Below are 12,468 nucleotides of genomic sequence, written 5' to 3'. Positions count from 1 at the left end.
CGGAATTCGTCGGATAGATCCCAGGAGGTGAACGTATTGGTTAGTGGGCTGCGCAAACTAGTCATTTTGCATACGAACGACATACACAGCCATTTTGAACAGATGCCGAAAATCAGCGCGTACTTTCAAAGCGTACGAAGCTCGCTGCCTGCGGATCAAGTGCTGGCGCTCGATATCGGAGACCACATGGACCGGATGCGGCCGGAAACGGAAGGCACCGGCGGGGTTGCGAACGTGGAGATTATGAACGCCACCGGCTATGAAGCGATGGCTGTGGGCAACAACGAAGGGCTTACTTTTACCCCGGATGCGCTTGGCGCCGTATTTCGCGAGCATGCCCGGTTTCCGGTCATCGCCAGCAATGTGCTGGATGCGGCAACGAACCGGACGCCGGACTGGATGCTTCCGTATTTGATCGTTCATAAGTCGGGGCTGCGGATCGCCTTGATCAGCGTCACGGCCGCTTATACCGACTACTACGAGCTGCTTGGCTGGCACGTTGCCGAGCCGCTGCAAGCCGTCGCCGAGATGACGGAGCGGCTGCGGCCGCAGGCGGATCTCGTCGTCGTCATGTCCCATCTGGGACTGCGGATGGATCAGCACATGGCGGAGGAACTGGAAGGCATCGACCTGATCCTCGGCGGCCATACGCACCATCTGCTCGAGGAGCCGCTCTTGATCGGCGGCACCTATATTGCCGCGGCCGGCAAGTTCGGCGCTTACACCGGCCGCATCGATCTTGCCTACGATCCGGCCGGCCGCCGGATCGCCGAGCTCCGCGGCAGCGTCGTGCCGATGGACGGCGCCGCCGAAGACAGCAGCGTCACCGCGCTGCTGGAGAGCTACCGCAAGTCCAGCGCCGCCGCGCTGGACGAGGAAGTCGCGCGGCTGCGGCAGCCGCTGCGCCTTGATTGGTACGGCGAGTCCCCGCTGGGCAACTTGCTTGCCGCGGGGCTTCGCCGATGGACCGGCGCCGAGATCGGGCTGGTCAACAGCGGCCAGCTCCTTCAGGGGCTGAAGGAGGGGCGCATTACCCGCGGGCGGCTGCTGGAAATATGCCCGGGGCCGATCAACCCCTGCCGCCTGCGGCTCAGCGGGGCCAATCTGCTGCAAGCGCTCGAAGAGTCGCTGCTTGGCGAATTTATGGAGAAGCCGATACGGGGCTACGGCTTCCGGGGCGAGGTGCTGGGTGTTCTGTGCGTCGACGGCATGCGCGTCGAAACGGACAGCTCCCGCCCGCCTTACGAACGCGTAATCGCCGCGACAGTCGGCGGCGAGCCGCTGGAGCCGGACCGCGAATATACGATCGGTACGATCGACATGTTCACGTTCGGCTCCGGCTATATGTCGCTGGGCAAGGGCAGCGACATCGAATATATGCTCCCGGAGTTTATCCGGGATGTGCTGGCCGCGCAGCTTCGGGACGAAGAGGCGGTCAAGAGCTGCGGGGACCAGCGGTTCACGGACCGAAGCCGCGCGAATTTTGCGGAAGAATAGTTCCAATTGACGATCTTTGTCGGATGTATTGTCAGATATGCATATAGTTAGGTAGAATATATAATCGGACAGGAGATTACCATAAACGAACTATTCGAAGGGGGAAGCCATGTACCACATTTGGGAAGCATTTATTATTGGCATTGTGGAAGGATTAACCGAATTTTTGCCCGTATCCTCGACAGGACATATGATCCTGACTCAAAACTTGATGAAAATTAACGATAACGACCCGGTCATCCAGACGTTTAACTTTTTTATTCAATTGGGAGCTATTTTGGCCGTCGTGCTGATTTATTGGAAACGGATTTTGTCGCTGTTCGGATTGATCCGCAGAAAAAGCGACAGCCCTACCGGGAGAAAGCTGAACCTGCTGCACATTCTGGTCGGCATTTTGCCTGCGGGCGTAATCGGCGTACTCTTCAACGATTATGTCGATAAGTATCTGTTCAATGCAACAACGGTGCTGGTCGGTCTCGTGTTGGGCGGTATTCTTCTGATACTCGGCGAGAAACGAAAAGAACGCCCGTCTACCGAAGTGATGGACGATTTGACGTACAAGCAGGCATTTTTCATCGGTATGTGGCAGCTGCTTTCCATATGGCCGGGATTTTCCCGATCCGGATCGACGATTGCCGGCGGCATGCTCTCGGGAGTAAGCCGGGCGGCCGCTGCGGATTTTACGTTTATTATGGCGATCCCGGTCATGTTCGGGGCTTCCGGCATATATGTGCTCAAAAACCATTCGTCTTTGTCCATTGACTATCTTGGATTTTTCCTTACAGGCTTCTTCGTTTCGTTCATCGTCGCACTGCTGGCGGTCGTAACGTTCATCAGACTGGTGCAGCGCATGAAGCTTACATATTTTGCCTACTATCGCTTTATCGTTGCCATTATTTTTGCTTTATACTTGTATTTGTAAAAAAATTGTACCTTAGAACTAGATCGAACCGTGCCGAATGGTGCGGTTTTTCTATTGCTCTTTTTTATGAAATCTATTACATTTAGAAGAAAGATGAAATAAAATTTGCCAGAGTCTTTCACCTAAGCGAGGGAAGCAAAATGCGCTTAATGCCGATCAACATGTGTAAACCGGGAATGAGGCTGGCCAAAAATATTTACAACGAAGAGGGCCTGGTTCTGCTCGCTGTGAATGTAGAGCTTACGGAGCGACTTATAGAAAGGCTTTTCGTCTACGGCATCGACTATATATACATAGCGGATCCGCGTACGGATGATATCATACAGCCTGATTTGATACAGGAAGAGACGAGAAGAAAAGCGATACACGAAATTCGCAGCACGTTCCGCAGCATGATGGAGAATTCGCATAAGCGCAGCGCTGTCAGCTATTATGATTTGGGGCGCAAATTCCGCGAAGTGATGGCGATGATTATCGACGATGTAAGCAGTCATCAGGAAGCGATGGTCATGCTGAATCATATGAATATTACGGACAATTACTTGTTTCAGCATTCATTGAACGTAAGCATTTATGCAACCATGCTCGGAATCAGCTATGGCTACAACCGCGACAATCTCGTGGCGCTCGGTGTCGGGGCGCTGCTGCACGATATCGGCAAGACCAAAATTCCATTGGACATTTTACGCAAGCCGTCGCAATTAACCCACGAGGAATTCGACGAGATGAAGAACCATACGACCTACGGGTTCAATATCCTGAAAGAAGAACCCAACATTCCGCTCGTTTCCGCCCATTGCGCCTTACAGCATCACGAACGGATCAACGGCAGCGGTTATCCGCGGGGCATTCACGGAAATGACATTCACGAGTTCGCCCGCTGGATCGGCTTGGTGGATTCGTATGACGCGATGACGACCATGCGGGTGTACCGCCGTCCGATGCTGCCTCATCAAGCGATGGAGCAGTTGTTCGCAGGGTCCGGCACGATGTATGATCAGAGCAAAATCGCGCTCTTCCGGGACAAAGTCGCCATCTATCCGCTCGGAATTCCGGTGCGCTTGAATACGGGCGAGTCCGGAATCGTATCCAAACTGCACATTACGGTTCCGCACCGTCCCGTTGTCCGTATTTTGCAGGATGAATCCGGTCAAGATTTGAAAGAGCCGTACGAAATCGATCTGTCCGTAAAGCTGAACATTCTCATAACGGATGTCGGAGATACGCATGTGGGAGAAGTTGCATCCGACAAAGGCATACCTACGATTTTTTGAGATACAATATAAGCTAACGAATCAAGAACCTGGGAAACCGGGTTCTTTCTTATTTTGTCGGATCCGGAGGGGTTGACGTGAGGAATACGGAATCGAAAGGGAGCTTTTGGCGATGGGGCTATGCGATGCACCGATTCAGGTGGCCGGTCTTAATCGCCGGCCTTGTGCTGCTTCTCGGATTTGCGTTCTTTGCTCAAAAGACGCCCGGCCTGCTCAAAGATAACGGCTTTACGCCGAAAGGCAGCGAATCCGACCGCGGGCTCGCCGGACTGCAGCAGGAACTGGGGCTTCCCGTCACTTTGCTGAACCTGGTATATACGGGCAAAGGATACGATTTCACGGAGCAGCGGAATCAGCAGGCGGTTCTGGACTCGCTGAAAGAGCTCGGCAAGCTGCCCTATGTCGGACAAATCAGCTTATCCGGCGTTCCGCGTCTGGAAGGTCATCGCGACGTTCAGGCCGCAGCCGTGCCGCTCAATCTGGAAACGAACGAGGCGCTGGAAAAATTCCCGGAGATCAAGCAAAGAGTCATTCCGCCTGCGGGAATGAATGTGTATGTCACGGGCGGGCCGGCCATTCTGTACGACATGCAGGAAGCCAGCAAGCGCGATATCGCCAAATCGGAAGCGATAGGTCTGCCGATTGCGCTGCTTGTTTTACTCGTGGTATTCGGCACTTTGGTGGCGGCGATGCTCCCGCTCGTCGTAGGCATAATGAGCGTTACGCTGACGCTTGGAATTACTTATTTTATTGCCCAGCATCAATCGTTGTCCAACTTTTTACCGAACATGGTGACGATGCTGGGGCTGGCGGTTGGCCTCGATTATGCGCTGTTTCTCGTGAGCCGCTACCGGGAGGAGCTGGGCAAGCAGCCCGGGGTGGCCGAAGCCGTGGCCATGACCTGCCATATGGCGGGCAAATCGATATTTTTTTCCGGCATCGCGGTATTGATCGGTCTGCTCGGCATGCTGTTCGTGGACCTCACTTTTTTTCGCTCGCTGTGCCTTGGCGGCGTGATCGTCGTTTCCATTTCCGTCATCTCCGCCAATACGGTGCTGCTCGCCCTGCTTGCCGTCCTGGGGCACAAAATAAACGCCCTGCAGATCATCCCCCGGCGGTTCCGCAAGGAAAGGACTTCCCTCTTCTGGGAGAAGGTGGCGTACGGCGTCATGAAACGCCCGCTGCTGCTGATCGTTGTTGTCGGCGGCGCGCTCATATACACGATGACGCCGATCGGCTCGATGAAGCTCAGCGTGCCGAACGCCGAGGTGCTTCCTCCGGCCTATGAATCCCGGTACGGATCGGATCTGATGAAGACGGCGTACGATTCGCGGAAGCTGAATCCGATCCAGATTCTCATCCGCACGCGAGCGGAGGTTTGGGAGGAGGAGGCGATTCGGCAGGTGCGCGGACTGGAGAGCAAAGTGGCGGCAATCTCCGGCGTCCGGGAGGTGAGCAGCTATATCAGCACGTTTGGCCGGCTTTCCGACGCAGAGCTGGCGGCGATGCTGGCCTCACCGTCTGCAAGGGCGCCGATCGAACAGGGCAAGCTGGCAAAAGCGCATACCGCGCTCATGGTCGTAACCCCCCGGCAGGACCCGGACGACCCTGCAACCGATGGGCTTGTCAGGGATTTGCGCAATCTGGACCCGGGCGGCCTGGATATCGAGATAACCGGGGGTCCCGCGTATCGTCTGGACATTATCGACCGGATTCAGAGCCGCATCCCCGAAGTGCTGGCTTTTGTAATGGGCATTACGTATATCGTACTGCTGCTGGCTTTTCGTTCGGTGCTCCTTCCGCTTAAAGCCGTGCTCATGAATATGCTGAGCCTGGGGGCGAGCTTGGGCATCGTCGTGCTTATTTTTCAATACGGCTATTTGTCGGACATGCTGCGGATCACTTCCATCGGGTATGTCAGCGCAACGCTGCCCGTCATTATTTTTTGCATCGTGTTCGGGATTTCGATGGATTACGAGGTGTTTCTTATTTCGCGGATTATGGAGGAGTACGAAAGCACCGGAGACAACGAAGCGAGCACGGCCGCCGGCCTGACAAAAACCGGAAGCTTGATTACGAGCGCGGCGTTTATTTTGGTCGTCGTGGTCGGCTCCTTTATTTTCACGGACATCGAAATTATGAAGGCATTGGGGCTCGGCCTCGGGCTGGCCGTCCTGATCGATGCGACCGTCATCCGCGTCATGCTCGTGCCCGCGCTTATGAAGCTGCTGGGCAAAGCGAACTGGTGGGCGCCCCGCTGGGTAAAAAAGCGCCGGATTTCGGAACGCGGGGGCTAGTGCGAGCGAGGGAGGCATGTTTCACTTTTTACTTTGCATAAGTTACAATATAGGTCATAGAATTAGGCACAATAAGATGCCGGCTAAATCAAGGAAACGATAGGTCAGGTGTAAACAGCATGAATATAAATGCACATGCGGCCAGCCCGCTGCTGCCGGAGCTGTCTCCGGCGTACGATCCGTGGGATCCGCTGCGGTCGTATCGAAAGTACGGCAAACATGTATTGACGAGCGTGGAGTTAACGATCACGAACCTTTGCAATATGCGCTGCGAGCACTGCGCGGTCGGGGATTCCCTGACGATGACGGAAGGCCCGCGAATTCCGGTTGCCGAGATGCTCAGGCTGCTCGACCGGGTCGAGCATTTGGAGACGATCAGTCTAACCGGCGGAGAGCCGTCATACCATGAGAAAACGGTCAAAGAGTACATGCTGCCGATTCTGAAATACGCCCGCGAACGGGGAATTCGCACGCAGATTAACTCGAACCTGACGCTGAATTTGGCCAGATACGAGCTGATCGCTCCTTATCTCGACGTGATGCATATCTCGTTCAATTATTTGAATGCGGAAGATTTTCACCGGGTCGGGTTCGTGAACAGCAGCCATCCGGTCAGTCTAGAGACGGCTTCGCGGATGTATGAGCGGATGGTCGATAATACGGTCGCGCTGAGCAAAGGCGGGCTGTACGTCTCCGCCGAATCGATGATCAATACCCGGACGCATGAAAAATTGCCCGATATCCACAAACTGATCGTAGAGATGGGCTGCAGGCGCCACGAGGTTCATCCGATGTACCCGAGCTCCTTTGCCGCGCATCTGCCGATGCTGTCGCTTGAGCAGCTCCGCGGCGCCATACACCGGCTGCTGGACAGCCGGAATCAGAAGCTCTGGATGCTGTTCGGCACTTTACCGTTCTTTGCTTGCAACGAGGAAGAACAGGACCGCAAGCTGATTCAAAGGCTAAGAAGCGAGCCGAACGTAACGATGCGCAACGATCCGGACGGCCGCAACCGGCTGAACGTGAATTTGTTTACCGGAGACGTGTACGTCACCGATTTTGCCAATGAGCCGCCGCTGGGCAGCGTGTACCGGGACGATCTCGATACGATATTCGCCAGATGGGAAAGTCATCCGCTCAACCTGCGCGTCAACTGCTACTGCAGCGCCGCCGACTGCTGCGGGCCGAATTTGCTGGTGGCGGAATCGTATTACCGGAACGTGGATTTCAAAAGCCGAAAAGCTATCATTTAATCTTTTTTAAAGGAGATCCTTTTCGTTGGAACATACTTCGTTCGAACCCGACCGTATATTCTTAAATTTGGCTCTCGTGCTCGTGCTGGTGCTGCTGAACGGCTTTTTCGTAGCGGCCGAGTTTGCGCTGGTCAAGGTGCGGCAGTCCAGGCTGCAGCAGCTTGTCAATGAAGGGAGCAACAGGGCTCAATACGCGATGGCGGTCACGAACCAGCTGGACACTTATTTGTCGGCGACCCAACTCGGCATTACGCTCGCTTCGCTGGGACTCGGCTGGGTCGGGGAGCCGGCCGTCTCGGAGCTGATCATCCAGCCGCTGCTGTACGCTCTGCATATCGAGCCGTCCGTGTACACCCAAACGCTGTCGTTCGTCGTGTCGTTCGCGATTATTACTTTTTTGCACATCGTGCTCGGAGAGCTTGCGCCCAAATCGCTCGCCATCCAAAAAGCGGAGACGACCTCGCTCTGGCTGTCCGCGCCGCTGCTGTTTTTTTATAAAATATTCCGGCCGATTATTTGGCTGCTCAACGGGGCGGCGAACGCTTTTCTGAGATGGCTGGGCGTAGAGCCGGCGAGCGAGCACGAAGCCGCGCATACGGAGGAAGAAATCCGGATATTAATGGATGAGAGCGTGAAAAGCGGACATATCGACCAAGACGAAATGGCGCTGTTTGACAACATCTTCGAATTCTCGGAACGGATGGCGCGGGAAGTTATGCTGCCCCGCACGGATATGGACTGCTTGTTTCTCGATTTGAGCTTTTATGAAAACCTGCAAATCGTGCATGAAACGAAGCATACCCGGTACCCTGTCGGGGTGGAGGATAAGGACCAGATCGTCGGCTTCGTCCATATTGCCGATTTGCTGACAGCCGACCCCGACGAGGAGCAGGATTTGCAAACTTTTATCCGTCCGATCCTGAACGTGCCGGAGTCCATGGAAGTGAGCCGGGTGCTCAAGCTTATGCAAAAAAAGCATTCCCAGCTTGCGGTTGTCATTGACGAATACGGCGGCACGGCGGGGCTTTTGACGCTTGAAGATATTTTGGAGGAAATCGTCGGCGAGCTGCACGACGAATTCGACACCGACGAGCGGCCCGGCATCGAAGTGAAGGATACGTACACCTCGGTCGACGGCCGGGTGCTGATCGAGGATTTGAACGATATGCTGGATCTGGATATCGAGGACGATGAAGTCGACTCCATCGGCGGCTGGCTGTTCAAGAAGCTCGAAGGGGCTCCCGTCAAAGGGAAAAAAGTTGAGTTCGGCAAACATATTTTTGAGGTTTCAGAAGTCGACCGCTTGCGGATCATACGGATACACATATACACTCAGCTGAGCGAAGCATAGAACGGAATAGGCGGAGGGTTCACATGTCTTTAAAAACCGTAGTAATCATGGCGCTCGGAATGCTGCTTTTGTACGGATTGTTTACGGTCGGGCTGCCTTTTTTGCTGGCGCTGGTTGCGGCCATATTTTTGGACCCGGTCACCGTGCTTTTGATGCGCGTCGTGCGGCTGAACCGGGTCGCGGTGGCGACGGTCGTCTGCACGCTGTTCACGCTGCTGACGCTTGCGTTGTTTTATTTTATCGGGCTGAACGTCGTGACCGAGCTTATCGATCTGGCCCGCAATGCGCCGAGCTATATGAACGAAGTGAACCGTTACGTCGATCAGGCGGTCAAGCAGACGCAGATTTTTTACGAATCCTTGCCGTCGGATATCGCCGATCAACTGCAGAGCTGGCTGGAAAGCAGCACGACCTCTTTGACGCAGGCGTTTACGAAGCTTTTGACGGGCATTTCCGGCTTTTTCCTTAGTCTGGCGGGAAAAATACCGAACATGTTCGTTTGGCTGATCGTATTCGTCATCGCCTTGTATTTGTTCATGTTCAGTCTGCCCAAGCTGAAAGCCGCATTCCTGTCGATGTTCGAGGAACAGTCCAAAACGAAAATGGAGAACGTGCTGATCAACCTGCGGCAGGCGATTTTCGGATTTATCCGCGCCCAGCTTATTATGGCGGTTTTGACGTACATGGTCACATTCATAGGGCTTTTGATTTTGCGTGCCGACTATCCGCTCGCCATTTCGCTCGTCGTGATGGTGATGGAATTCGTGCCCGTAATCGGTACGGGAATGGTGTTTATCCCCTGGTTCGGCTATCAGCTGCTGGTCGGGCATACGGCGATGGGGATCAGCCTACTTGTGCTGTTCCTGGTCTTGACGATTTTCCGCCGGATCGTCGAGCCGAAAGTGCTGAGCGACGCCGTGGGCATCAATGCGTTGGCCGCTTTGATCAGTTTGTATGTCGGTTTTGAGCTTATGGGCATCAAGGGCTTGTTTCTCGGCCCGCTCGTCGTCATCATTTATCAGGCTATGCGCCGCGCCGGCCTTTTGAAGCTGAACATCAAATTGGAGTAGAGGAGGGGGAAAGTCTCCGGCATGAAGCTGATTTTATTCGATTTGGACGATACTTTGTTCGATTTCTCGGAAACGTGGAACGTCGTGCTGAAACGGATGTTTGCGGAGCACGATGTTACCGGCCGCTACGAGACGGAAGCTTTCTTCACCGCGTTTCAAAAGAAAAGCGACGAGCTCTTTCACTTGTATGAGCAGCGAATTTGCTCGATTGACGAGTACCGCAGCCGCAGGCTGATCGAGACTTTGCACGATCACGGATACGCGATGCGGACGGAGGAGGCGGACGCGTTCAACCGCGAATTCGTAGACCGGTATTTGCTCAGCCTGAAGCCGGACCCGGGGGTAAGGGAGCTGCTGCTGCGGCTCGGGGAACGGTATAGGCTCGGCATCGTCACGAACGGCCCGCACGATATGCAGGAAAGGAAGCTCGACAAGCTCGGCTTACGGGATTTGTTTCCGGCGGACAGCGTGTGGATCTCCAATGCGGTCGGAGTGGCCAAGCCGGACCCGCGCATTTACAGGCTGGCGCTTGACCGCTTTCAAGTGCAGCCCGAAGAATCCGTATTCGTCGGAGATTCGTGGGAGGCGGACGTCGCCGGTCCGATCCGGATCGGCATGAAAGCGATATGGCTGAACAAATATGGCAAAAAGCAGGGGCAGGACGCCGTCCCTTTGGCCAGCATTGCTCATTTGAATGAACTTATCGATCTTTTATTGTAAAAAGATCGCCCTTCACCCTTTATGGGGAGGGGCGGTCTTTTTCTTTGCCGGGCGCAGCCGCGGCCGGAATGCGGGAAAGCCTGCGAAACACCCATGGCGTTGGGGACGCCACTCCACAGGCACTGCCTGCGGTGCGTGGAAAAGCTGCAAAAGCACGCAGCAGTGCCGGCAGTGCGTGTGAAGGCTGCAAAAGCACGCAGCAGTGCCCGCGGTGCGTGGAAAAGCCGCAAAAGTACGCGGCAGTGTGTAGAAAACCTGCAAAAGTGCAGGTTTTTGCTCGTTTAGACGCTTGCTGCGAGAAATTCCTGCAATTGTGCAGGCTTTTCCGCGCTAAGTAGGGTCCAGAGCCATTTTGACTTGGAATTCCTGCATTTTCGCAGGCTTTTTGCCAAAATGAGCTGATTTCACGAAAAAAGCCTGCACTTTCGCAGGCTTTTCGGGCTGCTAAGCGCTAAACAAAACGAACGGCACTGCAGTTTGCGGATAAGCTCAGCGCAGCAAGATGACAACGGCAGTCGGAGCGAAAAATAATCTGCAAACGCGCTCGGCAGCGACTCGGATTTTTTGGGCGGCCGAAAGGGCTTATTTAGCTTTTGTGCTTAGTAGATGCGCTTCGCTCCGGCATACTTGGGTGCCCAGTAGGTGCTGTCCATGCTTTGAGCGTAAACTCCTGCGGAGCGGGTGACGGAAAGGAACCGGTTGTCTCCCATGTAAAAGCCGACGTGATCGACGGCGCCGGGGGCGGCAACGGAAAAGAAGACAAGGTCGCCCGGCTGCAGGTTGGCTTTTGCAATCGGAGCTCCCATTTGGTAGAGCGCGCTGGAAGTCGTGCGGTCCAAGTTAACCCCATGGGTTTTGAACATGTAGTATACAAAACCGGAGCAGTCGAAGCCCTGCGGAGCCGCGCCTCCCCACACATACGGCGTGTGCAACAAATTCATCGCATCGCCAAGCAGCGCATTTTTGACAAGCGCATGATCGATACCCGTCCGGGTGGCGGCGTCAACAGCGCCGGTTGCGGGAAATTCGTACGCTTTTTGAAAATTTTTGACCGAATCGGCGGTAATCGCGCCATAATAGCCGGTCACCGTTGGATAAGTGAAGTAGCCGAGCGTTTTCAGGTTTTGCTGGAGCGTCGATACGGAGTCGCCCCTCATTCCTTGCGTCAGCGTGGAAACGGATGCCGTGGGCGCGGCGAAGGCGGGAACTGCGGGTATAACATTTGCGGCGGATGCTGTTATAAGGATTGCGGCTGTAGCGAGAATCAGCTTGCGTGCGATCATCGTTGCGGTCTCCTCCTTGTGCTGGAAGTCTGACGGGTAGAGTTGCTTTTGTGCACGACTATTTACTGTGCCGCTCACGCTGCATAAACACCTCAGGTTCACCGGGCGGACTCCCAGTACCTCGTCATAAACATTTTCCAAGTATGGAATGGTTTTATTGTAGCGGCCAATCTATGGATCGAACAATATGGAAATGTTGGAAAAACGTGAATTTTGGTCAAGTTATTCCGCATATATCCTCTATATAGGCCTCTCTGCCGATGCGGGCAGAGTGATGCGAATTTGCTTGCAAAGAGGAGGATACACATGCATTCGCAATTCAAAGCGTACTATCCGTTTGTCGGCCCTTTTGATCCTTGTCCGCCGATTCGCACCAAATTTTACAATACGCCGCCTCAGCTATATATGACGTTTCAGCCCCCGGGATTGCCGCAGTTCAGTCCTTACGAAGCTCTCAGGATCGGAACGCTGTGGCCGGCTCTGTACGGACCCTATGAAGCAAAAATGGTCGAAGGGAGGGAACCGACGTGAGCCAAATGCGCTCGGACGAATACTACAGGCAGCTTCATGACCTGCAAACGGTGGACTTTGTACTGATCGAACTGACGCTGTATTTGGACACTCATCCGGACGATTATGACGCACTTCATCAATACAATCAGTTTGCGGAAAAAAGAATGCATCTCGTCCAACATTTTGAAATGGAATTCGGCCCGTTAAAGGCGTACGGCCAAAGTTTCTCCAAATACCCGTGGCAGTGGGTGGAAACGCCTTGGCCATGGCAGGTCTGAAGGGGGAGGA

Annotated in this window: 11 protein-coding genes; 10 read left to right on the top strand and 1 reads right to left on the bottom strand. The window is 54.5% G+C overall.

The genetic code is table 11. From position 1 onward, the window contains the following. The first annotated feature begins 36 nt into the window (after positions 1-36). The 8 genes from AC0LWT_RS03245 (at position 37) to AC0LWT_RS03210 (ending at position 10,384) form a co-directional block, all read left to right on the top strand. The gene (locus AC0LWT_RS03245; protein ID WP_474679763.1) at positions 37-1,497 is read left to right on the top strand and encodes a bifunctional metallophosphatase/5'-nucleotidase; all 1,461 of its coding nucleotides are present in this window, start codon (positions 37-39) and stop codon (positions 1,495-1,497) included. A gap of 109 nt (positions 1,498-1,606) precedes the next feature. Further along, entirely contained in the window at positions 1,607-2,419 is an 813-nt protein-coding gene (locus tag AC0LWT_RS03240; RefSeq protein WP_474679762.1) for an undecaprenyl-diphosphate phosphatase, read from the top strand. A gap of 140 nt (positions 2,420-2,559) precedes the next feature. Then, positions 2,560-3,693, top strand: a complete 1,134-nt coding sequence (locus tag AC0LWT_RS03235) for an HD-GYP domain-containing protein (protein ID WP_474679760.1) — start codon at positions 2,560-2,562, stop codon at positions 3,691-3,693. A gap of 77 nt (positions 3,694-3,770) precedes the next feature. Next, on the top strand, positions 3,771-5,990 hold the full coding sequence (locus tag AC0LWT_RS03230; RefSeq protein WP_474679759.1) for an MMPL family transporter: 2,220 nt from the start codon (positions 3,771-3,773) through the stop codon (positions 5,988-5,990). Positions 5,991-6,109: 119 nt separating this feature from the next. Then, positions 6,110-7,243, top strand: coding sequence for a radical SAM/CxCxxxxC motif protein YfkAB (gene yfkAB / locus AC0LWT_RS03225; protein ID WP_474679758.1), 1,134 nt, complete (start codon positions 6,110-6,112; stop codon positions 7,241-7,243). A 25-nt stretch (positions 7,244-7,268) separates the two neighbouring features. Next, positions 7,269-8,594 carry a hemolysin family protein gene (locus tag AC0LWT_RS03220; protein ID WP_474679757.1) on the top strand — a complete coding sequence of 442 codons (1,326 nt, stop codon included), beginning with the start codon at positions 7,269-7,271 and terminating at the stop codon, positions 8,592-8,594. Positions 8,595-8,617: 23 nt separating this feature from the next. Continuing rightward, positions 8,618-9,664, top strand: a complete 1,047-nt coding sequence (gene ytvI, locus AC0LWT_RS03215) for a sporulation integral membrane protein YtvI (RefSeq protein ID WP_474679756.1) — start codon at positions 8,618-8,620, stop codon at positions 9,662-9,664. Positions 9,665-9,685: 21 nt separating this feature from the next. Beyond that, entirely contained in the window at positions 9,686-10,384 is a 699-nt protein-coding gene (locus tag AC0LWT_RS03210; RefSeq protein ID WP_474679755.1) for an HAD family hydrolase, read from the top strand. 599 nt (positions 10,385-10,983) lie between these two features. Here AC0LWT_RS03210 and AC0LWT_RS03205 read toward each other — a convergent pair. Further along, positions 10,984-11,667 (bottom strand): C40 family peptidase, encoded by a 684-nt coding sequence (locus AC0LWT_RS03205; protein WP_474679754.1) that lies wholly within the window; start codon positions 11,665-11,667, stop codon positions 10,984-10,986. A 306-nt stretch (positions 11,668-11,973) separates the two neighbouring features. Here AC0LWT_RS03205 and AC0LWT_RS03200 point away from each other — a divergent pair, with 306 nt between their 5' ends. Together AC0LWT_RS03200 and AC0LWT_RS03195 are read left to right on the top strand one after the other, a co-directional pair. Further along, positions 11,974-12,198: a spore coat associated protein CotJA gene (locus AC0LWT_RS03200; RefSeq protein ID WP_474679753.1), complete on the top strand. Its 225-nt coding sequence runs from the start codon at positions 11,974-11,976 to the stop codon at positions 12,196-12,198. 5 nt (positions 12,199-12,203) lie between these two features. Next, positions 12,204-12,458, top strand: coding sequence for a spore coat protein CotJB (locus tag AC0LWT_RS03195; RefSeq protein ID WP_474679854.1), 255 nt, complete (start codon positions 12,204-12,206; stop codon positions 12,456-12,458). Positions 12,459-12,468 lie beyond the last annotated feature (10 nt).

Source organism: Paenibacillus sp. sgz302164 (assembly GCF_056120505.1).
This window is presented reverse-complemented; position numbering and strand designations above follow the sequence as displayed.